This window comes from Nocardia sp. PLKS1-43 (assembly GCF_059510335.1).
In genome coordinates, this window is record NZ_JCAJZQ010000001.1 from 400,744 (window position 1) to 423,360 (window position 22,617).

Annotated in this window: 23 protein-coding genes; 10 read left to right on the plus strand and 13 right to left on the minus strand. The window is 67.8% G+C overall.

Going from position 1 to position 22,617, the window contains the following annotated elements; translation table 11 throughout:
- Positions 1–121: 121 nt before the first annotated feature.
- Complete coding sequence (locus AC5WS7_RS01905) at positions 122–1,033, minus strand: sigma-70 family RNA polymerase sigma factor (RefSeq protein WP_495952574.1); 912 nt, start codon at positions 1,031–1,033, stop codon at positions 122–124.
- A 178-nt stretch (positions 1,034–1,211) separates the two neighbouring features.
- On the opposite strand from AC5WS7_RS01905, the gene AC5WS7_RS01910 reads away from it, so the two are divergent.
- Positions 1,212–1,787 (plus strand): cupin domain-containing protein, encoded by a 576-nt coding sequence (locus tag AC5WS7_RS01910; RefSeq protein ID WP_495952575.1) that lies wholly within the window; start codon positions 1,212–1,214, stop codon positions 1,785–1,787.
- A 91-nt stretch (positions 1,788–1,878) separates the two neighbouring features.
- Here AC5WS7_RS01910 and AC5WS7_RS01915 read toward each other — a convergent pair whose 3' ends face one another.
- The 5 genes from AC5WS7_RS01915 to AC5WS7_RS01935 all read right to left on the minus strand — a co-directional run bounded on the left by AC5WS7_RS01915 (position 1,879) and on the right by AC5WS7_RS01935 (position 7,452).
- Positions 1,879–2,832 carry a LysR substrate-binding domain-containing protein gene (locus AC5WS7_RS01915; RefSeq protein WP_495952576.1) on the minus strand — a complete coding sequence of 318 codons (954 nt, stop codon included), beginning with the start codon at positions 2,830–2,832 and terminating at the stop codon, positions 1,879–1,881.
- 44 nt (positions 2,833–2,876) lie between these two features.
- Entirely contained in the window at positions 2,877–3,884 is a 1,008-nt protein-coding gene (locus AC5WS7_RS01920) for an isopenicillin N synthase family dioxygenase (RefSeq protein ID WP_495952577.1), read from the minus strand.
- A gap of 79 nt (positions 3,885–3,963) precedes the next feature.
- On the minus strand, positions 3,964–5,658 hold the full coding sequence (locus tag AC5WS7_RS01925) for an MFS transporter (protein WP_495952578.1): 1,695 nt from the start codon (positions 5,656–5,658) through the stop codon (positions 3,964–3,966).
- On the minus strand, positions 5,655–6,104 hold the full coding sequence (locus AC5WS7_RS01930; protein WP_495952579.1) for a MarR family winged helix-turn-helix transcriptional regulator: 450 nt from the start codon (positions 6,102–6,104) through the stop codon (positions 5,655–5,657). Before AC5WS7_RS01930 ends, AC5WS7_RS01925 begins: the two co-directional genes overlap by 4 nt.
- A 319-nt stretch (positions 6,105–6,423) precedes the next feature.
- A complete protein-coding gene (locus tag AC5WS7_RS01935; protein ID WP_495952580.1) occupies positions 6,424–7,452 on the minus strand; it encodes an alpha/beta fold hydrolase in 1,029 nt (342 codons plus the stop codon).
- A 131-nt stretch (positions 7,453–7,583) separates the two neighbouring features.
- On the opposite strand from AC5WS7_RS01935, the gene AC5WS7_RS01940 reads away from it, so the two are divergent.
- Complete coding sequence (locus AC5WS7_RS01940; RefSeq protein WP_495952581.1) at positions 7,584–8,492, plus strand: LysR substrate-binding domain-containing protein; 909 nt, start codon at positions 7,584–7,586, stop codon at positions 8,490–8,492.
- Between the two features lie 195 nt (positions 8,493–8,687).
- Here the strand turns inward: AC5WS7_RS01940 and AC5WS7_RS01945 are convergent, their stop codons facing one another.
- Positions 8,688–9,134: a nitroreductase family deazaflavin-dependent oxidoreductase gene (locus AC5WS7_RS01945; protein ID WP_495952582.1), complete on the minus strand. Its 447-nt coding sequence runs from the start codon at positions 9,132–9,134 to the stop codon at positions 8,688–8,690.
- A 132-nt stretch (positions 9,135–9,266) separates the two neighbouring features.
- Here AC5WS7_RS01945 and AC5WS7_RS01950 point away from each other — a divergent pair, with 132 nt between their 5' ends.
- From AC5WS7_RS01950 to AC5WS7_RS01960, 3 genes are all read left to right on the plus strand, one after another.
- Complete coding sequence (locus AC5WS7_RS01950) at positions 9,267–9,956, plus strand: TetR/AcrR family transcriptional regulator (protein WP_495952583.1); 690 nt, start codon at positions 9,267–9,269, stop codon at positions 9,954–9,956.
- Between the two features lie 282 nt (positions 9,957–10,238).
- Positions 10,239–11,324 carry a protein kinase family protein gene (locus tag AC5WS7_RS01955; protein ID WP_495952584.1) on the plus strand — a complete coding sequence of 362 codons (1,086 nt, stop codon included), beginning with the start codon at positions 10,239–10,241 and terminating at the stop codon, positions 11,322–11,324.
- 544 nt (positions 11,325–11,868) lie between these two features.
- On the plus strand, positions 11,869–12,561 hold the full coding sequence (locus tag AC5WS7_RS01960; protein WP_495952585.1) for a carbon-nitrogen hydrolase family protein: 693 nt from the start codon (positions 11,869–11,871) through the stop codon (positions 12,559–12,561).
- A gap of 84 nt (positions 12,562–12,645) precedes the next feature.
- Here AC5WS7_RS01960 and AC5WS7_RS01965 read toward each other — a convergent pair whose 3' ends face one another.
- The gene (locus tag AC5WS7_RS01965; protein ID WP_495952586.1) at positions 12,646–13,404 is read right to left on the minus strand and encodes an SDR family NAD(P)-dependent oxidoreductase; all 759 of its coding nucleotides are present in this window, start codon (positions 13,402–13,404) and stop codon (positions 12,646–12,648) included.
- Positions 13,405–13,698: 294 nt separating this feature from the next.
- On the minus strand, positions 13,699–15,030 hold the full coding sequence (locus tag AC5WS7_RS01970) for an NtaA/DmoA family FMN-dependent monooxygenase (protein WP_495952587.1): 1,332 nt from the start codon (positions 15,028–15,030) through the stop codon (positions 13,699–13,701).
- Between the two features lie 103 nt (positions 15,031–15,133).
- On the opposite strand from AC5WS7_RS01970, the gene AC5WS7_RS01975 reads away from it, so the two are divergent.
- The gene (locus AC5WS7_RS01975; protein WP_495952588.1) at positions 15,134–15,619 is read left to right on the plus strand and encodes an SRPBCC family protein; all 486 of its coding nucleotides are present in this window, start codon (positions 15,134–15,136) and stop codon (positions 15,617–15,619) included.
- An 83-nt stretch (positions 15,620–15,702) separates the two neighbouring features.
- Here the strand turns inward: AC5WS7_RS01975 and AC5WS7_RS01980 are convergent, their stop codons facing one another.
- Both AC5WS7_RS01980 and AC5WS7_RS01985 read right to left on the minus strand, forming a co-directional pair.
- Complete coding sequence (locus tag AC5WS7_RS01980) at positions 15,703–16,104, minus strand: PPOX class F420-dependent oxidoreductase (RefSeq protein WP_495952589.1); 402 nt, start codon at positions 16,102–16,104, stop codon at positions 15,703–15,705.
- Between the two features lie 240 nt (positions 16,105–16,344).
- Positions 16,345–17,064 (minus strand): AraC family transcriptional regulator, encoded by a 720-nt coding sequence (locus AC5WS7_RS01985; RefSeq protein ID WP_495952590.1) that lies wholly within the window; start codon positions 17,062–17,064, stop codon positions 16,345–16,347.
- Between the two features lie 114 nt (positions 17,065–17,178).
- Between AC5WS7_RS01985 and AC5WS7_RS01990 the strand changes: the two genes are divergently transcribed.
- Positions 17,179–18,369, plus strand: a complete 1,191-nt coding sequence (locus AC5WS7_RS01990; RefSeq protein ID WP_495952591.1) for a M28 family peptidase — start codon at positions 17,179–17,181, stop codon at positions 18,367–18,369.
- Positions 18,370–18,381: 12 nt separating this feature from the next.
- The gene (locus AC5WS7_RS01995) at positions 18,382–19,518 is read left to right on the plus strand and encodes a saccharopine dehydrogenase NADP-binding domain-containing protein (protein WP_495952592.1); all 1,137 of its coding nucleotides are present in this window, start codon (positions 18,382–18,384) and stop codon (positions 19,516–19,518) included.
- A gap of 156 nt (positions 19,519–19,674) precedes the next feature.
- On the opposite strand, the gene AC5WS7_RS02000 is transcribed toward AC5WS7_RS01995, so the two are convergent.
- Positions 19,675–20,109 (minus strand): hypothetical protein, encoded by a 435-nt coding sequence (locus tag AC5WS7_RS02000; protein WP_495952593.1) that lies wholly within the window; start codon positions 20,107–20,109, stop codon positions 19,675–19,677.
- Positions 20,110–20,165: 56 nt separating this feature from the next.
- Complete coding sequence (locus tag AC5WS7_RS02005) at positions 20,166–20,450, minus strand: hypothetical protein (RefSeq protein ID WP_495953788.1); 285 nt, start codon at positions 20,448–20,450, stop codon at positions 20,166–20,168.
- Positions 20,451–20,922: 472 nt separating this feature from the next.
- Here AC5WS7_RS02005 and AC5WS7_RS02010 point away from each other — a divergent pair, with 472 nt between their 5' ends.
- Together AC5WS7_RS02010 and AC5WS7_RS02015 are read left to right on the plus strand one after the other, a co-directional pair.
- Positions 20,923–21,897 carry a helix-turn-helix domain-containing protein gene (locus AC5WS7_RS02010; RefSeq protein WP_495952594.1) on the plus strand — a complete coding sequence of 325 codons (975 nt, stop codon included), beginning with the start codon at positions 20,923–20,925 and terminating at the stop codon, positions 21,895–21,897.
- Positions 21,887–22,093 (plus strand): DUF397 domain-containing protein, encoded by a 207-nt coding sequence (locus tag AC5WS7_RS02015; RefSeq protein WP_495952595.1) that lies wholly within the window; start codon positions 21,887–21,889, stop codon positions 22,091–22,093. The genes AC5WS7_RS02010 and AC5WS7_RS02015 overlap by 11 nt, the downstream gene beginning before the upstream one ends.
- Positions 22,094–22,617 lie beyond the last annotated feature (524 nt).

Genomic DNA, 22,617 nt, shown 5'->3' on the forward strand with positions numbered 1-22,617 from the left:
GTGCCGGAAGACATTCCGGCACGCTGGTGTGGGGAACTCGGCACCGCGTGGTCGCTGGTACCGGGTGACCAGATCACGCGCATCGATCCGGAGTCGATACACGATGAGAAAGCGTTGGGGCTCAGCGGATTCCGGTGAGTTTGTCCGGGTTGGTGATCGAGTAGATCGCGGCGATCCGGTCGCCTCCGGCATCGGGTTCGACCACGACCGCCGCGAGCGGGCTGTCACCGGAGAAGACCAGGGCGCAGGGATCACCCGCGACCCAGCGGTACCGGATGTCCACCTCGCCGGATGGCAGGTCGGCGGCCACGGCCGCGAAGATCGCCGCCACCGCCTCGCGGCCGTGGACGGGTCGCAGGCTGTGCGCCGGACCGCGGCCGCCGCTGTCGGTCCACAGCGTGACATCGGGTGCGAGTACTTCCAGCAAGGCCGGGAGATCACCGCCGAGGACCGCGTCGGCGAAACGCTCGGTGACCTGTGCGCGCAACCGCGGATCGGCGGGGTGCCGGGGGCCGGGGCTGTGCAGATGGCGGCGGGCGCGGGCCGCGGCCTGCCGCACGGCCGCGGGGGAACGGCCCAGGATCTCGCCGATCTCGTTGTGCGGGAAGCCGAATACGTCGTGCAGGACGAAGACCGCGCGCTCGAGCGGGCTGAGTGACTCCAGGACGACCAGGACCGCGGTGGACAGCGATTCCTTGTGCACGAGGGCGTCGGCGGCATCATGCTCATCGGTCACGATCGGCTCGGGCAGCCACGGGCCGACATAGGTCTCGCGGCGGCGGCTCACCTCCACCCGGCGTGCGAGCGCCTGATTCGCCGCGGCGCGCACCAGGTATGCGCGCGGGTTGCCGATCGGCGGCGCGGCCGGGTCGCGGTGCCGGGCCGCCCACGCGAGCCACACCTCCTGCAGCACGTCCTCGGTGTCCGCGACGCTGCCCAGCATGTTGTAGACCACCGAGAACAGCAGTTCGCGATAGTTCAGGAAGCGTTCGGTCACCTCGTCGTCGGCCCGGTGCGGTGCTCGGTACGTCACGGCATTCCTCTCCTTGTCCGTCCCTACCGCAGAGGTCCGCGCGGTGCGGCGTGTGACGCGAAGTCGGCGATTGTGTCGCACGTCACATTCCCTCCGATGATGTCACGCATCGGGCGCGTGCCGGCTCTGTGGTGGCGATCCGGGAGAACGGCTCCCGGCCGCAGGACGGGAGATACCGATGGACCCGAACGAGCGCGCGTTGCTGGTCCGCCACGACGAGGCCGAAACCCTGGACACCATGGGGGTGCGGCTGTACGCGGACCACGACACGACCGGTGGTGTGCTGAGCGGCAACCGCGCCCACCTCCCCGCGGGCACGGACGGTCCGCCGCCGCACTTCCACACCACCTCTGCGGAACTGTTCTTCATGCTCGGCGGGCGACTGCGGGTACTGGCCGGACAGCAGGTCCTCGATATCGCCGAGGGCGACTTCCTGCTCGTACCCGCCGGAATGACGCACGCGTGGGCGGCCCCGGACGATTCGGCCGCCGATGTCCTGGTGATCTTCACACCGGGCATCGAACGTTTCGACTACTTCCGGCTCGGCGACCGGATCCGCCGAGGCCTGGCCGATCCGGCCGAAATCCTCGCCACCCAGGACAGATTCGACAACCACTTCGTGGACAGCCCGGTCTGGCGGCAGGCCCGCGGCAGCGATACCCGGGCGCTACCGAATGCGTCGGAGCATCGGGCGGACTTCTTGTCCAGCAACGTCTTTCGGCAGACCCCGGCGCAGGCGGGGGATTCCGCATAGATGTTCGGCGATGCTGTGGGTGCTGCTCACCGGCGCGGTGCGACGATCGAGGTTCACCGTGCTCGTCGAACGCCGCCAGCGCCCGGCGACCTCACTGCGCGACATGGTATGCCCGGACTTGTTGCGCGGGAACAGTTTCGCGCAGACGCTCGCCCTCCGTGCGGATCAGGCCGACGAATGCGGCGAGTGCGGAACGGGGTTCGGGGGTCGCGGTGATCGCCAAGCCGATGCGCCGGGCCGGACGGGTTCCGGCGACGCGTCGTACCGCCACATCGGCATGGGAGCCCGAGGCGGCCAGGCAGGGCACGAGCGAGACTCCCATACCCGCTGCGACCATGCCCTGCACGGTCGGGTGGTCCTCGGCTCGGAAGGTGACCGTGGGCACGAATCCGGCACGCCGGCACGCGCCGCGGAAGACGCGGGTGTCGGTACAACGGCCGGTGGCGGAGCTGATGATCCACCGCTCCCGGGCCAGCGCGGTGAGTGGCACGTCCGCTGCCCCGGCATACCGGTGCCGCCGCGGGAGTACTACGTAGAACTCCTCGTCGTACACCGGCATCGAGACAACGTGCGGATATCGCGGACGCTCTCCGGGGACCTGGGTGATCAGCGCCAGATCGGCCTTGCCGTCGCTGATCAGCGCGACGCCGTCGTCGGGATCGGCGGTGACGAATTCCACCGGCACATCGGGGAATTCGGCGCGCAAGCGCATCGCCGCCCGGGACAGGATCATCGTCGTCGCACCGCCGAACGAGGCCACTCGCACCGCGCCCGACCCGCCCGGCGCGAAAGCGGCGACCGCTCGCTCCGCCGCGCCGACCGCGCCCAGGATCGTCCCGGCGTGCGCGAGCAGTTCGGTTCCGGCCGGAGTCGGGCGCGCACCGGTCGGGCCGCGCACCAGCAGGGGCACGCCGAGTTCGCGTTCGAGTGCCGAGACCTGTTGCGAGATAGCCGAAGTGGTGTAACTGAGGGCGGCCGCCGCGGCACTGAGCGAGCCGCGGCGAACCACCTCGTCGAGCACGCGCAGGCGGCGGACGTCGAACATGGGCTCACGCTACGACGCCGGCGTCGGCGTGCCCATCGTTGCGATCAGCGCGAGGATTTCCGGTCCCGGTAGGCCACGGCGGGACCTGCCGGTGTGATGCCGTGGTGCAACGCGGCCACGTCCGGATGTGCGCGGGTGCGGGATTTCCAGGCGTTCTCGCCGTAGCTGTCGAAGATGGGGTTGTCCGGATCGGCTTCCACGCCGCGGGCATGGACGGCCAGCTCCGGCGGCAGGTCCACGATCGGGATCCGCGCGTCCAGGCCCGGATTGAGGAAGTACGGAATCGAGATGCGGTCCGTGCCCGGTTCCGGCGCGAGCACCCGATGCCTGGTCGCGCGCAGATATCCGTTCGTCGCGACCTCGAGCAGTTCGCCGATGTTGACGATGAACGCGCCCGGCAGGGGCGGGACGTCGAGCCAGCGACCGGGTTCGAGTTCCACCTGCAGGCCCCGGGAGTCCGGTTCGACCAGCAGCAGCGTCAGCACGCCGGAATCCTTGTGCGCGCCGACCCCCTGCGGATTGTCCGCATTGCCCGGATAACGCACGACCTTGATCAGCGTGGCCGGGCGATCGGCGAACGCCGCGTCGAACAGATCCTCCTCGGCGCCCAGCGCGACGGCCCAGTGCCGCAGCAGCCGACGTCCGACCGCGGCCAGCGTGGCATCCCAATCCTCGAGTGCCACACGGAACTCCGGCAGCGCAGCGGGCCACAGATTCGGTCCCTGCAACCGCAGGTAACCCTGCGCGCCGGGGATTACCGGACGTTCGGGACCGATATCGACCTGTTCACGCCAATCCACCGAGCCGTTGGTGAGTTCGCCGCCGAGGCGCGAATATCCGCGGAACTGCGGGCTGCGCAACTGGCTGATCTCCTGTTTCGCCTCCTGCGGAAGTGCGAAGAAGCGACGCGCGATCGCGAGCAGGTCATCGATCTGCCGCCGCGGCACCCCGTGGCCGGTCAGGTAGAAGAATCCGGTCTCATGGGTCGCGGCGAGCAGCGCCGCGCGGAACTCCGCGGTGTCGGCGTCGGCCAGATCGAGAACGGGGAGCATAGGCCCACTGTGGCCGATCCGCGCGGCTCGCGCACCCGCCCGCCGGGCCTCGCGCACACGGTTGAAGAAAGTCTTCAGGTCACTCGGCGGTGTGCGGTGTCGCGGGCGGGCGCCCGCGCAGCAGTGAGGCCAGGGCGCTGACCAGCGCCATGATCGCGGCGGTGGTGAACACGATCACCAGACCGTGATGGAACGGCCCGGACAGCAGCTGCGGGAAGAACGTCGTACCGGTCAGCGCGTCCGCATTCGCGGGCGGCAGGCTGTTCAGCACGTCGGGGCCGAGCAGGTGGGCGATCGGGTTGTTGCCGAGGAATGCCGAGAACAGGCTGCTGACCGGCGGGAGCGAGGCGAGGCGATCGGCGGTCGCCGGGGACACCCCGTGCGTTTGCAGTCCGCTGGACAGCGCGTGCGGCAGGCCGGAGGCCAGGCCGCTGATCATCAGGGAGAAGAACACCCCGATCGACAGCGCGGTACCCGAATTCTGCAGGGTGGCACGCATTCCCGAGGCGACACCGCGTCGTCCGGCGGGCACGCTGCTCATGATCGAGGAGGTGTTCGGCGCGGAGAACATGCCCTGGCCGAATCCGCTGGCCAGTATCAGCAGCGCGAACAGCGGGTACGGGAACACCACCGGCAACGCCATCAACCCGAGGAACGAGGCGGCCACGATGAGCAGTCCGACCGTGGCGAACAATCGTGCTCCGTACCGATCGGACAGATAGCCGCACAGCGGTCCCGCGATCAGGAATCCGGCGGTCAGCGGCAGCATGTAGATGCCGGCCCACAGCGGGGTGGATTCGTAGGAGTATCCGTGCAGCGGCAGCCAGATCCCCTGCAACCAGATGATCAGCATGAATTGCAGGCCGCCGCGGGCGATCGAAACCAGCAGGGCGGCAAGGTTTCCCGCCGCGAAGGCGCGAATCCGGAACAACCCGAGCTGGAACATGGGGTGCGCGACCCTGGTCTCGATCACACAGAACGCGGCGAGCAGCAGCACCCCGCCCGCCAATGCCCCGATCACCCAGGGATTGCTCCAGCCGGTGGCGTGTCGCCCGTAGGGCTGGATGCCGTAGGTGATCGCGGCGAGGATGACGCTGGTGCCGACGGTGAACGTCGCGGTACCGGCCCAGTCCACCCGGGCAGGCTGGCGCGCGCCGATCTCGCGCAGACTGCGATAGGACCACACCGTGCCGAGGATGCCGACCGGGACGCTGACCCAGAACACCGCGTGCCAGTCGATCGCGGCGAGCACCCCACCGGCCAGCAGGCCCAGGAACTGACCCGCCAGCGCCGTGATCTGGTTGACGCCCAACGCCATTCCGCGTTGCCGGGCCGGGAAGGCGTCGGTCAGGATGGCCGCGGAATTACCGGTCAGCATCGCGCCGCCGAAGGCCTGCACCATCCGCCACCCGATCAGCCACATCGCGCCGCCGGACCCGTGCATCGGGTCGATCGACAGGGCCAGCGACGCGGCGGAGAAGACCACGAAACCCGCGTTGTAGATGCGCACGCGGCCGAACATGTCGCCGAACCGGCCGAGCGTGACCACCATGACGGCCGAGACCAGCAGATAGCCCAGGATCATCCAGAGCAGATAGCCGATATTGCCCGGGGCCAGCGGATCCAGGCCGATGCCGCGGAAGATCGCGGGCAGCGAGATGATCACGATCGAGGCGTCCAGCGAGGCGATGAGCACGCCGAGGGTGGTGTTCGACAACGCCACCCATTTGTACCGGCCGCCGACGGCGGGGCGCTGTAATTCGGTGGTGCTCATAGACTTTCGGCCAGCCTCTCCAGCAGCGGTACCGCATCGAGCAGCCGGCGGCGTTCGGCCGCGGTGAACTCCGCGGTGAGCGCCTGGCTGATGCGCCGGGTGGATTCGGAGCGGCGGTCGTCCAGGAGGCCGCGACCGGTGGTCGTCAGCGACATCACCACCCGACGGCCGTCCTCGGCGTCGGGGCGGCGAGTGACCAGTCCGCGCTCCTCGAGGGCGGCCAGGGTCGTGCCCATGGCCTGCGGCCGCACCCGTTCCAGCTCGGCCAGCGCGCCCGGTGTCGCGGGCCCCTGCCCGTCCAGCCGGGCCAGTACCGACGCCTCGGAAAGCGTCAGCTCACCCGAAGCGTGCCCCTGCCGCAGCCGCCGGGTGATCCGCCCGACCGCGATCCGCAGCCGAGCGGCCGTACCGCACAGCTCCGCGCCGTTCCCGGCATCCTCATCCATGGATAGTAACAATAGACTTATCAACCTGGAGTGATGAAATATTCCGGCGAAGTCCCTGATTGCGGGTGCGCGTCCACCGCGACACCGGTTACAGCCAAGTCGAATTGGCGTTGTTCGGGGCGGACGCGCTGCCTCGAAGAACGGAGCGGGGAGCCTGCGGGCCGAGCCCCTGCCGGCCGGGGTTCGGTCAGCGCACCGCGTCCGTGTCGACCGGATCGATTGCGGCCGCCGCGCATCGATCGGCGTGAGCTGTCGTGCGCTGCCGCGCAGAACGGGGTGACGCGATCACCCGGCCGCGGAGGCCTTGCGGACGGTGCGGTCAGCGGTGGACGCTCATTCTGGCGACATCGGTTACGGCCGTGGCGAATTCGCGTGGCGCTTCCTGCGGGACGTTGTGTCCGATACCGTCCAGGACGCGGTGGTCGTAGGGCCCGGTGAACAGGGCGCGGTATCCGGCGCCGCTCTTCGCGGGACCGTCGAAATCGCTGCTGATCGTGATGGTGGGGACCGTGATGACCGGTTTGGCGGCCAGGCGGCGCTCATCGTCGTCGTACTGCGGCTCGCCGGGAGCCAGGCCCAGGCGCCAGCGGTAGTTGTGCACCACGATGTCGACGTGGTCCGGGTTGTCGAAGGCGGCGGCGGACAGATCGTAGGTCGCCTCGTCGAAATGCCATGCGGGCGAGGCGATCTGCCAGATCTGCCGGTTGAAGTCCTTGGTGTACCGGCGGTATCCGAGTGCGCCGCGCTCGGTGCTGAAATAGTACTGGTACCACCAGCCGTATTCGGCCTTCGGCGGCAGCGGCTGGGCGTTGGCGGCGACGTCGGTGATGAGGTAACCGCTGACCGCCACCAGGGCCGAGCAGCGCTGCGGCCACAGCGCGGCCACGATATCGGCGGTCCGCGCGCCCCAGTCGTAGCCGCCCAGGATCGCGGACGGAATCTTCAGCGCGTCCATCAGCGCGATGACGTCCCGGGCGACCGCGGCCTGCTGGCCGTTGCGGACGATGTCCTTCGACAGCAAGCGGGTGGAGCCGAAACCGCGCAGATACGGGACGATCACCCGCATACCCTGCGCGGCCAGGATCGCCGAGACATCGGCGTAGGCGTGGATGTCGTAGGGCCAGCCGTGCAGCAGGATCACCGGCGTCCCGTTGGCGGGACCCGCCTCGGCGTAACCGATATCCAGCACTCCCGCGTTCACCTGCTTGATCGGCCCGAGCGCGTGCTGCGGCGCGGCCGGAGGCGTGCCGGTGTGCTGCCGGGCGGGGGATCCGCAGGCGGCCAGGGCGGCCGTGCCCGCCGCGGCGGTGGTGAAACGGGCGAAATCCCTTCGGCTGAAACCGGTCACGGTCGATCTTCCTTCCGAATCGTGCGTGCGTCGTGGTCGGCGCTGCTGAGATCCATCACACCCGCGCAGAGTCATCGAGTCCAACGATTGCTTCAGATCCGACTCATCACTGAAATTGATAGGCTCGAGGGATGGAGTTACGGCAGGTCGAGCACTTCCTCGCGGTCGCGGAGGAGATGAGTTTCTCGCGCGCCACCGAGCGCGCCCATGTGGTCCAGTCGGCGCTGTCGGCCTCGATCGCGAAGCTCGAACGTGAGCTGGGTGTGCGATTGTTCGACCGCACGCGTCAGCAGATCCGGCTCACCGCGGCGGGGGAGCGGTTCCGGGTGCACGCCTACGAGATCGTGCGGGCGACCCGCGCCGCGGCCGAATCGGTCGTCGAATTTCATGGGACATTGTCCGGCACAGTGGATTTCGGATCGCTGATCTCCTACGGGCCGCTGGATGTGGCCGGCGCGCTCGGCGAATTCCACCGCGCGCACCCGTTTGTGCGCCTGCGGTTGCGGCTGAGCCAGGCGGGCGCCTCGGCCTATCTGTCCGCCCTGGTCGAGGGGTCGCTGGATCTGGCTCTGGTCTCCATGCCCAATCGCTTTCCGCCGCAACTGGATCTGCGACTGCTCTTCGAGGAACCGATGGTCTTCGTATGCCGCGGCGACCATCCCCTCGCCGACCGCGCCCGCGTCGACGTGGCCGGACTCGCCGAAGAGGAACTCGTCGGCTTCCCTCCCGAATTCGGCCTGCGCCGGCTGATGGACGAGGCCTTCCACGCCGCCGGAGCCCGCTCGCACACCCGGTACGAGGTCCCCGCCGGATACGCCGCCATCGCCGAACTGGTCGCCAACGGCCTCGGCACCGCGTTCATGCCGCCGTCCGAGGCCCGCCGCTTCCCGGCTCTGCGCCAGATCGACCTTGTCGACCCCGTCCTGTGGCGGGTCTACCTCGCCTCGCCTCCGGCCGGCCAGATGACCCCCGCCACAACACGTTTGGCCGATACCCTGCTGGCTGCCGCTGCTCGCGCCCGCACGAGCGGGGGAGGTTGATCCGCACAGGGAAACGTGTGCACGGTGCGCCGATTATGGTGGCCCGCAACATGTTCCGGTGGTCTCCGGGTGCCGCAGCGGCAGCAGGGCCGCTCCTGCGGCGACAGGTCACCGCCCGCGATACCGGGGCACCCCTCTTCTTCCCCCTCGGCGTGGACCCCGATGACTCACCTGGGCGCTCGCCGCGTGCGGGAATCAGGAGAGTGCGAAAACCGGGAAACCTGGTGCGATCTCGGCCAATTCGGCGTCGGTGGCATCTTTGGTGACGCCCTCGAAGAAGCGCCCGACCTCCCAGCCCCAGCGATCGAGGTATTCGCGCAGCACCGGGATCTTGTCGGCGTCGGGGACCTCGGTGGCGGTGAAGGCCTCGGACTTGCGGCCCAGACGGAGTTCGCCGGTGCCGGCGGCGCGCAGGTTGCGGACCCACTGAGTGTGGCCGCGTGGGGCCACCAGGTAACGGCGGCCGTCGGCGGCGGTGAGGACATTGACCAGGGTGGTGCGCCATTGGCCGCTCTTGCGGCCGCGCACGGCCAGCAGGCGGGAACCGGCGAGGCTGATGCCGAGCTTGGGCAGCAGGTTGAAGAAGCGGTTCATGATCGGGTCCAGGCCGGACGGGCCGATGTAGCGGGTGGTGGCGTCCATGGGGGTTCCTCCGAAAGTTCAAATCGAGAGCGGTGCTCTCTGTCTGTGAACAGTGTGCGCGTTTCGGCGCAATGAGTCAAGAGCGGTGCTCTCGAAACATTTCAGCGCTCCGAGACGTGCCATACTGTCTGCATGAGCGTGCCCAGAACCGCCCGAGCCCGAGCCCGAGCCGAGATCACCCGCGAGATCGCGGATGCCGCGCGCCGCCAACTCGCCGAATCCGGGGCCGCCGCGCTGTCCCTGCGTGCCGTCGCCCGGGAGCTCGGCATGGCTTCCTCGGCGCTCTACCGCTACTTCCCGAGCCGGGACGATCTGCTCACCACGTTGATCGTCGAGGCGTACACCGCCCTGGGCGACGAAGTCGACGAGGCCGTCGCCGCGGCCACGGCCCCGCGTGCGCAGTGGCGTGCCGCGGCAACGGCGGTGCGGCGCTGGGCTATCGCGCATCCGCACGAGTACGCGCTGCTCTACGGCTCACCGGTACCCGGCTACAAAGCTCCCGAGGCCACCATCGCCCCCGGTTCGCGAATTCCCCTCGCAGTGCTCGGTATCGTCGGAAGAGCTTGGGGGAGCGGCACTCTCGCGACTCCCGCCGACGAACTCGGCCCGGCGTTGAGTGCACAGCTCGCGGTGATCGCCGAGCAGCTCACGCCCGGGGTCCCGGAGCCGATCCTGGCACGGGCGGTCATCGCCTGGACCCAGCTGTTCGGAGTCGTCAGCTTCGAGCTGACCGGCCAATACGTCGGCAGCGTCGATCCCGCCGAAGCGTTCTTCGACTATTCGGTCGAGACCATGGCAGACCTGGTCGGCCTGCGCCACTGACCTTCCGGAATGCGTTGCCGCGCGGCACCTCTCGACATGCGGCAGCTCGAGGAAGTAGGTTGGGCTCGTAGTTTCAAGGCTCGCGCTGAACCGGCGGCTGAATGGCTATTCCGCTCGCTCGCAACGAATGTCTCACCCTCGGTAGGGTTTCCTCTGCTCCGGAGGCCGCCGGCACGACCGCGCGGCCATGACCGAATCGAGGTCGGCACCCATATGGAAGCCGCAGCGAATTCCCCTGACGCGGTGACGTCGTGTTCATCTGACGCGACGACGACCCGCGAAATGTCGCGTCCAGCGCGCCTGCACGCCCACAGCGCAGTGTCCACGGCCCTCGCGCTGCAAAGCGATCACGCGTTGTGCGAGCTCGTGGATGCGGCCACGCCGCTGGGCGCCGGTATCGGCGGGAAGTCGGCGCTGCTGGAGGTCGGCGGGACCCCGGTCTTCGTGAAGCGAGTGCCGCTCACCGACCTGGAACGGCAGCCGGAACACGTGCGGTCCACGGCGAACCTGTTCGACCTGCCGCTGTTCTGCCAGTACGGCGTCGGCCTCACCGGCAGCCCAGGTTTCGGGGCCTGGCGCGAGCTCGCCGTGCACATCATGACGACGAACTGGGTGCTCGCCGCCGAATACGCGGGGTTCCCGATGACGTACCACTGGCGGGTGCTGCCGGACACGACGCCGCTGCCGGCCGAGCTCGCCGACATCGACCGCGCCGTCGCCTACTGGGGCGGCCGACCGCAGGTGCGCCGCCGGATCGAGGCCGTGCGGGACGCTTCGGCGAGCATCGCGCTGTTCCTGGAGTACATCCCGCAGACCCTGCACCAGTGGCTGAACACCCGGGTCGAGGCGGGCGACGAGGCCACCGACCTGGCCTGTGCCATGGTGGAGCGGGAACTGGCCGCGGGCGCCACGTTCATGAACAGCCGTGGGCTGCTGCACATCGACGCGCACTTCGAGAACATCCTGACCGACGGTCGACGCCTCTACTTCGCCGACTACGGCCTCTCGCTCTCCGGCGGATTCGATCTCTCACCGCAGGAGTCCGCGTTCGTCGACCGGAACCAGAGCTACGACCACGCCTTCACCTCCACCTACCTGGTGAACTGGCTGCTCACCGCCCTGTACGGGCTCCGGCGGGACGATCGGGAAACACGCGCCACGATGGTGCGCGCCATCGCCGAGGGCGAACCGCCGCAACGCATTCCCGAGGGCGCCGCCGCGCTCCTGACCCGGCACGCGCCGATCGCCGCCGCGATGTCCGAGTTCACGCGCGCGTTCCAGCAGACGAGCCGCAGCACCCCGTATCCGGACGAGGAGATCCGCCGCCTGCTGGACGGTCTGGGCCCTGTGCTCGCTCAGCCCGTGTGACGGAGTGGGCTCGGCGGTATCCCGGTCGACGACCTGGACGCGCCGCCACACCCATGCTCGCGTCTCGATCCGCGAACGAGTATGCACCACAGTATGTTTCGCGCGGCATACCGCCCTGTATACGGCTACTCGATGTGGCGGTTGGGCTCGTTCCCGGTCAGGATCGGGACGGTACCCCATCTGTCCGCGATCACCTTGTACTCGTTCGTCGCCGCACGGCCGAAGTGATGAGCGAATTCCGAGAACCAATGCTGATTCGAACTGTGCGCATGCGGCGTGCGCAGCGAACACACCTGGGACATAACGCCTCAGCTCGCTCGCCACAAGCGTCTTACCTCAGCTGCCACCAGCTGCGCGGGCGTCCGCCGGCTGCCACGCCTGCATTGATTACCTGAGGTGATCTGCGCACGTTTATTTATTTGCCGGGTCGCCGATTCGGAGCGCGGACCTCGCGGCGAGGTGGTCGGTGCGTTGCCTCGGTTGCTGCGCCGGGGCGATCCGGTTACCGTCCTTGCACGTTGGGGAGCTGAGAACGGGAGGTCGGGTGCGGGACGCCTTGCGGATCGCTGTCGCCCAGCCTCGGTGCGCGGGTCATGCGGTAGCCGAGAACGCCGTGGCGCATGCCGAGTTGATCCGGGCGGCCGGGGCGCGGGTTGTGGTGTTTCCGGAAATGTCGCTGACCGGGTACGAGTTGGAGGCCGAAGTCGTTGCGCCGCACGACGATCGGCTGGCCCCCATCGTCGACGCATGTGCGCGGGCCCGGACGATCGCGCTGGTCGGTGCGCCGGTGCCGGGGCCGCATATCGGTGTTCTCGCAGTGGATCGGCGCGGCGCCTCGGTGGCCTACCGGAAGGTGCATCTGCACGACAGCGAATCCGCCCGCTTCAGACCGGGTGAGCCCGCCGTGCTGGAGGTGGACGGTTGGCGGCTGGGCCTGGCCGTTTGCCGGGACACCGGCATCGCCGAACATGCCGAGCGGACTGCCGCGCTCGGGATCGATGGCTACGTCGCCGGTGTCGTGCACAGCGCCGATCAGGTCGGCCTGCACGGCGAACGCGCTCGCCGGGTGGCGGCCGAACAGGGCGTCTGGGTAGCGACCGCCGCGTTCGCTGGTCCGACCGGCGGCGGATTCGACCGCACCTCAGGACATTCCGGCATCTGGTCGGCTACGGGTGCGCTGCTGGCCGAGACCGCTGCCGAGCCCGGCGAGTTCGCCTGCCACACGTTCGATCCGTGAACCGATGTTACCGCCGCGCAGTGGCATTCGCGGGTACCGGGCACGAGTGCGGCGGTGTCCGGCCCGGCGACCGAGTCCGTCCGCTCATCGAGCTTCGGGGTCCAGCGCCAGGACCGAACGACCGCCATCGACCGGAACGGTTGCGCCGTTGATGAATCCACCGTCGGTGGACAGCAGGAACTCGACCGCTGCGGCGACCTCATCGCTCGTCGCGACGCGGCCCAACGGATGCAGTGCGGACATATCGCGTTCGACGGCCGCCGCGGACTCCGGTGTCAGCGAGGACAGGTATTCGGTGTAGCGCTCGGTGAGGACCGACCCCGGCGCTACCGCGTTGACCCGGATCTGGTGGCGGCCGTATTCCACCGCCAGCGCTCTGGTCAGTCCTTCGATCGCTGCCTTGGCGGTGCTGTAGGGCAACGCACCGGGGACAGGCCGAAGTGCCTGGTGCGAGCTGATGTTGACGATCGCGCCGCGGGTGGCGGAGGCCAGGAAACGGCGAACCGCGGTACCGCACCCGACCACGACCGGGCGCAGGTTGGCGTCTACGAGGTCGAGCACTCGGTCCGGGCCGGAGTCGTGCAGTGCGGCGTCGCGGAAGATGGCGGCGTTGTTCACCCACCCGGAAAGGATGCCGATCTGCTGTGCGCGGTCGGCTGCCAGCTCGGTGATCCGTTCGGCGCCCGCGTCTCCCGCCACCACCGTTACCGGTCCTGTTGTCCAGGAAAGATTCTCGGTGTCGCGCTCGACGACCACGACCGCGTGTCCACGCCGGAGCAGTCGGTCCACGATCGCGCGCCCGATTCCGCGTCCACCACCGGTCACCACGTAGGACTGCGTCATATATCCGATGCTAGACAGTCGATCCCGGTCCCGGACCAGGCCGCGCCCCGGCCGGGGCGCCGAGCCGCGACCGGGGGCGCTGTCCCATCGGCCGAAACCGGGCTCGAGGTCTTCGCGGCGAACCCATGAGGTGCGACTCGCCCATCGTCCCGCAGCAGGTCGGCATCGATCGCCGAACGGCCGCCGGTGCGGTGCGAGACGACCTCAGCGGGTTGATCGTCCGCCGCCCGCCCTGGTCGATCCGCACTGCCGCCAATCGAGAACCATTGCCCGCCAACATATTCGGCGATACGGTCAGCGTGATGACCCACGAGTCGCGGCTCGGTCGCGGAATCGTTCTCGCAGTGGGAGATCGGTGGGGGTGGCGGGATAGATGCCGCGGTCGATGAGGCGGGGCACGACCTCGTCGATGAACTCACGGATGGCCGTCGAGCCCGCTGCGAACATGAGATTGAAACCGCCGACGTTGCCGTCGTCGTGCCAGGCCACGAAGTCCTCGACGAGGTCGTCGTAGGAGCCTACGAATTTGCGGTGCGTCGCCCCGCCGCGGCCGACCGCCTGTGCGACGACCTCGCGCACGGTCACCTCGGGGTGCTGCTGTATCCAGGTGTAGAGCCCGACGTAGTTGCCGAAGGTGCTCTTGATCGTCTCCTCGACGTCTTCCGGGCGCGGGAGCAGATGGGTGGGGAACGGTTCGGTGAGGTCGCCGAGCGGGATGTCGAGGCCGAACTGTCCCAGCGCGAACGGTGCGAGGGGCGCCCAGTCGACGTGACTGTCCAGTTCCCGCAGTTTCTCCTGGGCCTCTTTCGCGGTCCGGCCGAGGTAGGGGATGAGACCGGGGACGGCCGGGACCGAACCCGGGGCCCGGCCCTGGTCGATGAGCGCCTTGTCCAGCGCTTCGCGGTAACCCGCGGCGCCGGCGCGGGTGGAGGAGTTGGTGAACACCATATCGGCGTGTTTGGCGGCGACCTCGATGCCCGGTCCCGACCCGCCGGCCTGCGCGATGAGCGGCCGGTGCTGCCGGCTGGGCGCGATGTTGAGCGGTCCGGTGACCTGAAACAGCTTGCCCTGGTGGTCGATCGGTTCGGCGTAGAACCGGGTGCGGCCGTCGGGGTCACGGCGCAATTCCCGGTTGTCCCACAATGCTCGCAGAACCTGGAGGAATTCGTCGGCGCGCTGATAGCGCGCCGCGCGATCCAGATGCCGGCGCAGGCTGTAGTTCTGGGCGAACCGATCGATCACCGAGGTGACCGCGTTGTATCCGGCGCGGCCGTCGGATACCTGGTCGAGCGAGGCCAGCAGCCGGGCCAGGTTGTACGGGTCGTAGAAGGTCGTCGACGCCGTCGCGATCAGGCCGACGTGCTTGGTGCGCTGGGAGATCGCGGTCAGTGCGGTGATGGGCTCGGCCGGTCCGCCGTCGAATGCCGGGGACCCCTGCATGCCGGGGATGTCGCCGACGAACAAGGCGGTGAACAGACCCTCGTCGCCGAACGCGCCGTACTCGAGCAGGCGCTCGAAGATGCTGCGTTCGGGAATGCCTTGCGCCCGTTCGTATTCGTAGGCTCCCTGGTGCAAGTTGAGATCGTTGGCTACCAGGTTCAGACGTAGCTGGCGTTGCATTGCCATGGCGGCTCCTGTCGTGACACACCCAGGGTAAGGGCGTGTTTCGTTCCCCGGAACCGGTCGGCAGCGGTATGTGCCCGGCGGCGCGCACTTGTAGGATCCTCTTGTGTTGGAACGATTCCGAGTACAGCGGGCTGTGGCCGCGCCCGCAGCCGAGATCTTCGCCGTTCTCAGTGATCCGCGCGGGCACGTCGCCATCGACAGTTCGGGCATGCTGATGGCGGCCAGCGGAGAGGTCGTCACCGGGACCGGCGACACCTTCGTCGTGCACATGGACCGCGAAGCTCTCAACGACCGCCCGTTGGGGCTGTACGACGTGACCGTCGAGATAGTCACGTTCGAACCCGATCGGGAGATCGCGTGGACCGTTCACGGTGGAAGAAAGTGGGAACACGTCTACGGCTACGAGTTGGAACCGATCGAGGCAGGCACACTCGTGACGTCCTACTACGACTGGTCGGCGGTCCCTCGGGAGATCAAGGATCGAGTCGGCTTCCCGGTGATCCCGGAAAGCGCACTTCGCGCCACACTCGGCATTCTGGCTCGCACGGTCGCTCCGGGTAAGCCGCGGCCGGAACTGCCTCCGCGGTAACGCAATCGGGGCGGCCCGGCCTGCCTACCGCCGTGCCCGTTCGAAGCGCGCGGCGATGGCGAGCACGGGCGATCGGTGTGAACTCAGGCCTCGGGTGCGGGTTCGACCGCCCGCACCTCGATGGCGGCGTGGACCTTGTCGATGCCGCCTCGCAGAATCGCCTGCGGGACGAAATAGAAGGCGTGGTTCCAATACCGCTTGACGATCTTGTCGAACACCCGCCGCGTCTCGGATGCGGGGAGCATGCGCGCCACCGCCTCGACCGGCTCTCCTTTCACTTTGCCCAGTACTCCGCACTTCTGGATCGTGACGCGCGGAGTGTTGTTGATCCGCTTGGTCTTCCATGATCCGGCGTCGGTGATGATCAGCAGCCTGTCGCCCTCGGGCACACCCCAGACCGGGGTCGGCTTCGGCTTGCCGTCCTTGGTGAACGTGGTCAGCAGCAGATACCGCTCACGGTAGACATCGTCGAAGGTCTGGGCCATGGAGCTGTCACCTTTGCTGGTTCGATCGCGTCCGGATGAGGATTCTTCCGGCAAACTATAAGCGACCACCCGGTCTCCGTCGCGCACAGGTGTTTCGGTACGGCTCACCAACATCGGCGTTGGCCGGCAATATATTCCATTGAGCGCGAATTACCGCGATCCGCAACATGTTCCGGCCAGCCGTCGGTTCCCGGTGGTGCCGGGCCGGCCTCTCGTGTCGATGCGGGACGAGCCCGCTGGTCAGTAGATTTCGTAGTCATATCGAACGCCCGAGGCGAGCAGTGCGGTGGCGGACAGGCCGAACATGCGGTGAAAGTTCTCGCTGAAATGCGACAGTGAGGCGAATCCGGCGTCGACGGCGCAGCGGGTGAGGTCGTGGCCTGCGGCGAAACCTGCTGCCGCGGAGAGCATTCTGGCCCACTGGCGGTACCGGCGGAAGGTTGTTCCGGTCTGCTCGGAGAACATGCGCAGCAGATACGAGGTGGACAGGCCCACGGCGGCGGCGACGTCCGCGGCGTTCGTCTCTGCGGCCGGATTGTCGCGCAGTAGCTGTGCCACCTTGGCGATGCGCGGATCGACGGCATCGGGCGCGGGAAGGCTCGCGTGCTGGAGTACCTGCTCGACATCGAGAACCGTGTCGGTGCATGCGGTGATCAGCTGCTGCTCGTTCCGGTGCTCGAAGCCGAAACCACCGGTGACGCGCGCCATCTCGGGCATCCGGCGTTGGCCGGCCAGGGGGTCGACGAACAGGTACAGCATGCGTCCACGGGGCGCGGGGATCCGGTGCGTGGCCCGGGCCGGGGCATAGGCGCTGCGCGCTCGTACCGTACCGATCTCGCCGGCCCGGAATTCGAACGGCTCGTCCAGGCCGACGGCCAGGCAGCCGATCGAGGTGGAATGCGCGTCGATGGCCAGCCCGGGTCCGACGTATCCCGCGTGCCCGCGTCTGATCCACAACACGGCCCGTTCGGCACCGCACGTTTCTGAAAGCGCATCACCCGCCACTCCTGCCAGGCTAATCGCAGTACCGCGACCGCGGAGACAGCCGCGGCGTCGGAGTGAAGGAGGTGACCGGTGACGGGTGAGGCATTGCGATCGGCGAGCACCGGGCCGGGCGGATCGGCGACTACTCCGGCCGAGGAGATGGCTCGCGATGTGGCGGCGCTCGCGCAACTCGACCGGCGGACCACGCGTCCCGGTGAGCGCAGGTCGGCCGAGCTGCTCGCGGCGCGGTTGACCGAGGCCGGGGCGGTGGACGTGGCGGTGACCGAGTTCCGTGCCCAATCATCCTGGGTCCCGGCCCATCTGGCCCATCTGACCGGGGCGGTGGCGGCGAGTGCGGTTTCGGGGATGTGGGCGCGCTGTGCGTCCGCGGCGGTCGCGGTCTCGTACGAACTCGAGGTCTCGGGCCGCAATCAGTGGCTGCGGCGGCTGCTGCCGGCCGGACGTGGCGTCTCGGTGTCGGCGCGGGTGCCCGCCGTCGGCCGGGCGTATCGCACACTGGTGCTCATCGCCCATCACGACGCGGCGCACAACGGTCTGGTGTGGCATCCGAAGACGGTGGCGCTGAACCGTTTTCGCTCGCAGCGCACGGGGCGCGCCGTGCCGAGTCATATGCCGGTCCTGCTGGCCATGCTCGTTTCGGCGCTGCCGCACGCCAGGCTGCGGCTGGGGGCGCGGTTGGTGCTGGGTGGGGCGGGTCTGGCGATGATCCAGTCGATGTGCAGCCCCACCACACCGGGCGCCAACGACAACGCCACGGGAGTCGCGGCCGCGGTCGAACTAGCGCGGCGTCTGCGGGCGGCGCCGCTGGCCGATACGGAGGTGATCATTCTGTGTCCCGGAGGGGAGGAGGCAGGAAACGTCGGTATGCGGGCGTGGGCACGCCGGCGCGCGCGATTCGAGCCCGATCACACCCTGGCGATCGGCCTCGATTCCCTCGGCAGCGGTGAGCATTTGGTGGTCGCTCGCCGCGAGGGGCTCACCGGCTGGATGGCCGAGCGCGACATCGCCGCCGCCCAGCGCATCGCCGCCCGGGCGGGCATCGACCTGCCTGCGGTGGCCTTCGCGAACGTGTGCGACACGACGATCGCCAAACATGCCGGTATGCGGGCGATCTCGCTGCTGTCCTACGACCGCGGCTGGATTGGCAACCTGCACTTGGCATCCGATGCCGCCGAGGTCGTCGGCTGGAACACCGTCGTGGACGCGGTCGATCTCACCGAGCGCATCGCCCGTGCCTGGGACCGCGGCGAAATCGACTGAGGAGGAACGAGAATGGCACAGCGCGATACCATCGCGATCTACGGCGCGACCGGCTACTCGGGACGCGCGATCGCGAAAGAACTCGTCGCGATGGGGCACCACGTCGTGCTCGCGGGGCGGTCGGCGCCCGCGTTGCGACAGCTCGCGGCCGAACTCGGCGGCGCCGAGCACCGCGCGGTTCAGCTGGACGACAGCACCGGATTGCGGGCGCTGGCATCGCAGGTGCGCACGCTGGTCAATGCCGCGGGACCGTTCGCCCGCACCTGTGCTCCGGTGGCCGCCGCCGCGATCGCGGGTGCGTGCCACTACGTCGATATCAGTGGCGAACAGCAGTCCATCCGGTCGTTGTTCGAGACCTACGGCCCCGCGGCCGCGGCGGCCGGGGTGGCGGTGGTGCCTTCGGCCGCCTTCTACGCGACGCTGGCGGACCTGCTGGTGTCCCTGGCCGCTGCCGGGCTCGAGCGGATCGACGATCTCGACATCGGGTATCACATCGACGGCTGGGTCCCCAGCGGAGCGGCGCTGGAGGCGAGGCTGCGCGGGGTCGCGTTACCGGTGATCGCCTTCGACGACGGATTCTTCGAGCTGACCGGCCAGCCACCGGCTCGCTATTTCGATTTTCCGGCGCCGGTCGGTCGTCGCCGTGTCGTGGCATATCCGCTCCCGGAGGTGCTCACGATTCCCCGCCACCTCCAGGTAGGGCGCATCCGGCCCGCGATGACAGCGGCGACTCTCGTTCCGCCCGTTGCCGAAAGGTTCGTTCCCGAATTGTCGCGACTGTTCTCGTGGGGCCTGCGCTCGCCGCTGTCCGGAATCTTCGAACGGGTCGCGGCCGCGGCCGCCGGAGGAGTACGTACGCGAATCCCCAACGACCCCACAGTTTTTCACATCGCCGTCCGGCTCTCCGGCGGCGCTGTGCACCGCACGGCCACGATGTCGGGGGCGGGCATCTTCGATATCACCGGCCCGATCGCCGCACGCATCGCCGCCCGCACGACCGAGACCGGCTTCACCGCCTCCGGCCCGCTCGCCGCGGCGCAGCTGGTGGACCCGGCGCAATTCCTGGAGGCATTGCGGGAGAATGGGATTCGCTATCGCGTCGAAGAGGGCTCGACGGAGAAGATCTCCCGGTCCTCCGGCAGTGCGTAGAAGACCAGGACGCAACCAGCAACGGGCTCTGCCCACCACCATCCGGCGATGCTGTTGAGAAGCAAGCCGACCAGTACGGCCACTGCCGGTTGTGGGCGTTGTTGTTCCGCGGTTGCCCTTGTTCGAGCAGGGGTGTGGTTGGGTTTGTGCAGCGGGTCAGATGGCTGAGGCCGACTCTGGCCAGGGCGGGGCCGGAGGGTGAGAGCTGTCCACTACCGCACGGATGTACTGTGCCGAGGCGACAGAGCCAGGGTCCAACTGACCGACGGTATCCGGCTGTCCCGAGGTTTCCGGCGGGCAGTACGCGCTGTTTATGCCTTCCTTCAGCCTGATCAGTTCATGTGGTGCTATCCAGGTCTGCTCCGGAACCGTGATCGGGTCGATGACTGCCTCGGTGTATACGCAGGTTGCGGTCCAGTCGATGCGATAGGTCTGGTTGGTGTCGTTGTTGCATTCGAGAAAGGCGTCGCCGCACTCGACGCCGGGCGCGAGGTTCACCACGGGGCCGGCGGCGGCAGGCGGTGCGAGCAGCCCGATGGCCGCGAGGCTTACCGCTGCGATGCCGGCGATACCGGCCGTTCGCTGATTCATTCGCATCGACTCCAAGTCCTGAGGGTGTCGCTTGTGTTCGCCAATGATGCTGTCTCTCACTGGTAATCATCTGATAGCCACCTGGAGAAGGAGTGTGAGTTCGAGCAGGAGTCGAGCGCAACGGGTTGCCGGGACGGTGTCGCGTCCTGCGGATCGGGTGACCCTTGTCGATGTCCTCGGCCATGTAGATGTCCTTCATCGTCGCGAGCGCGCCTGGATGCGCTGATTGCGCGCACGCCGATCACCACCAGCAGGCACAGTTTCTGCTGTTCGAGACGTACTTTGGTGTGGATGCCGTCCACCCACAGATAGACATAATCGGTGCCGATCACCTTGAACATCCGGGACGTATCTTCGCGCCCCGGCGTTGGCGCGCCGAAACAATCAAAACCCTTGGATTACTTGATCATCCGGGAAGGTACTCGTTCCCGGTCACCACAGGTTCTGATCATTGCTCGCGGGGGCGTTGGTTCTCGCCGTGCACAGTGGAACGCTTCCACTGTGCTTCAATTATCGCCACCCGCAACATGTTCCGGCTATGCTCGGGTACCGCAGCGGCGGGCAGGCCGCTGATCTGCCGGTAGTTCGCAGCCGCGAAACCGGGGTGCCGGTGCAGATCGTCTGATTCATTCCTCTCGTTTCCTGGTGCTGTCGGGTGAGTGCTGCCACAGCACACCACCGGCTCCCGATCGGATCCGGTCGAAACGAGAAATCGACCGCGATCGCCGACGACTCCCAGGAAGGGACTCGCTTTCGCGGGCGATTCGACTCCATTCCCCATCCGGCACTACCCGAATTTTCCAGGAGGATTCCGTGACCAGCGCGCAGGACATGACCAGCGGCGAAGAGGCGATGAGCGGCCCCAGTGCGGCAGGCGGCAAGCGCATCACCGAAGACGACGGCCCCTCGTCGACTCTGCCGCGCCGTCAACTCGGAAAGTTCCTGCGGGAGAGCCGCGATGCCATCGGATTCAGCATTGCTCGCGCGGCGAAAGAGGTCGATCTTTCCAGCGCAGCCCTGCAACGTATCGAAACCGGACAGGTTCAGAAAGTAAGCCGGGCGCTTGTCCAAGCGTTATGCGCCATGTACGACGTGAGTCAGGAAGACACCGCTGCGGCAGTCGATCTCGCGGTGCAGGCGCGGGCGAAGAGCTGGCATCACCTCTACGGCGGGATGTTCAGCAATGCGTTCAATATGTACATCGGGTCGGAGTCGGCGGCGCGGCGGTTGACCACTTGCCAGGACCAGTGCATTCCCGGGCTGTTGCAGACTGCGGACTACGCGCGGGCGATCATCAGCGCATCTCCGCAATTCACGACTCGTGAAGATATCGAACGGCGCGTGGAGCTTCGCATCAAGCGCCAAGCGCTCATCACCCGTAGGACGACTCCGGTCGAGTTGGACGCTGTGCTGCACATATCGGTGCTGTACCGGGCGACCGGTGGGGCTCGCACGATGGCGAGGGCGTTGCGCCAACTCGCCGATCTGTCCACGCGTCCCAACATCACAATCCGTATCCAGCCCTACAGTGCCGGTTTGACCTGGGGAATACCCCATAGTTCGTTCGTCATCATGGACTTCGAACGCAACGCCAAAGGTGAAACTGTCGAGCCCCCAGTGGTTTTCATCGAGGGTGGTCCGGCACCGGATGTGTATCTCGAGAAGCCGGACGAGGTCCGACGGTATCGTGAGCTTGTCGCGGCCATCCGGGATACCTGCCTGGATGAGGTACAGAGCAGAAACCTGTTGCGGCAGGTGGCGAAGGAGTATGAGCGCAATGAACGATGATCTGTCCGGAGCCAAGTGGTTCAAGAGTACTCGCAGCGAGAGCGGTGCAAACTGCGTCGAGGTGGCCTGGCTCGAGCGGGGCACAGTCGGCATCCGCGACTCCAAGAACCCGAACGGCCCAGCCCTGACCTTCACCCCGAGCGAGTGGGACGCCTTCATCGCTGCCACCCACACCGGCGACTTCAACCGCCCGTAGCCGCGAGTCGCATTCTCCGACAACGGCTCTGATCCCAACGTGGATCAGAGCCGTTGTCGTTTGCCGACATTGCCGAAGCGGACAATCGGCCGGTCGTAGACGCCGCACCCGGCATCGGCGAATCACATCCGCCCCCGTGTACCGCTACCGAGGAATGCGAGTCGAGCGTGGAGGCGGACCGCCCCACCATCTGGTCATCTCGAACGGCGGCAGCAGAACCGAGAACGGATGACAACCCGCGCGCACAAGCTGACACGCTGCCTACCATGGTTGCGCGGCCGTCCGGGCTATCGTCGTGGCGCGGTGGGCGCAGCTGCGCTGACCAGCTGTGCTGGGCGACCGCGTAATGCCGCCGGAGGTGTGTCGCTGCGGCCGTATCGACGAGCGCGGAGCCTGCCGCATCGACACCGGGGTCGGACACGACATGAAATACGCATTCGATTCCTGCTACCGACATCGGCGGCCGGTAGGCGAATGCCTCGAGCGGATGCGCGATCGCGATTTCTCGACCGACCTGCGAATAT

Excerpts from the sequence above, each read along its gene's own strand:
- AC5WS7_RS01910 (WP_495952575.1), top strand. The coding sequence starts at position 1,212 with ATGGACCCGAACGAGCGCGCGTTGCTGGTCCGCCACGACGAGGCCGAA.
- AC5WS7_RS01915 (WP_495952576.1), bottom strand. The coding sequence starts at position 2,832 with ATGTTCGACGTCCGCCGCCTGCGCGTGCTCGACGAGGTGGTTCGCCGC.
- AC5WS7_RS01920 (WP_495952577.1), bottom strand. The coding sequence starts at position 3,884 with ATGCTCCCCGTTCTCGATCTGGCCGACGCCGACACCGCGGAGTTCCGC.
- AC5WS7_RS01925 (WP_495952578.1), bottom strand. The coding sequence starts at position 5,658 with ATGAGCACCACCGAATTACAGCGCCCCGCCGTCGGCGGCCGGTACAAA.
- AC5WS7_RS01930 (WP_495952579.1), bottom strand. The coding sequence starts at position 6,104 with ATGGATGAGGATGCCGGGAACGGCGCGGAGCTGTGCGGTACGGCCGCT.
- AC5WS7_RS01940 (WP_495952581.1), top strand. The coding sequence starts at position 7,584 with ATGGAGTTACGGCAGGTCGAGCACTTCCTCGCGGTCGCGGAGGAGATG.
- AC5WS7_RS01945 (WP_495952582.1), bottom strand. The coding sequence starts at position 9,134 with ATGGACGCCACCACCCGCTACATCGGCCCGTCCGGCCTGGACCCGATC.
- AC5WS7_RS01950 (WP_495952583.1), top strand. The coding sequence starts at position 9,267 with ATGAGCGTGCCCAGAACCGCCCGAGCCCGAGCCCGAGCCGAGATCACC.
- AC5WS7_RS01955 (WP_495952584.1), top strand. The coding sequence starts at position 10,239 with ATGTCGCGTCCAGCGCGCCTGCACGCCCACAGCGCAGTGTCCACGGCC.
- AC5WS7_RS01965 (WP_495952586.1), bottom strand. The coding sequence starts at position 13,404 with ATGACGCAGTCCTACGTGGTGACCGGTGGTGGACGCGGAATCGGGCGC.
- AC5WS7_RS01970 (WP_495952587.1), bottom strand. The coding sequence starts at position 15,030 with ATGGCAATGCAACGCCAGCTACGTCTGAACCTGGTAGCCAACGATCTC.
- AC5WS7_RS01980 (WP_495952589.1), bottom strand. The coding sequence starts at position 16,104 with ATGGCCCAGACCTTCGACGATGTCTACCGTGAGCGGTATCTGCTGCTG.
- AC5WS7_RS01995 (WP_495952592.1), top strand. The coding sequence starts at position 18,382 with ATGGCACAGCGCGATACCATCGCGATCTACGGCGCGACCGGCTACTCG.
- AC5WS7_RS02000 (WP_495952593.1), bottom strand. The coding sequence starts at position 20,109 with ATGAATCAGCGAACGGCCGGTATCGCCGGCATCGCAGCGGTAAGCCTC.
- AC5WS7_RS02005 (WP_495953788.1), bottom strand. The coding sequence starts at position 20,450 with ATGTTCAAGGTGATCGGCACCGATTATGTCTATCTGTGGGTGGACGGC.
- AC5WS7_RS02015 (WP_495952595.1), top strand. The coding sequence starts at position 21,887 with ATGAACGATGATCTGTCCGGAGCCAAGTGGTTCAAGAGTACTCGCAGC.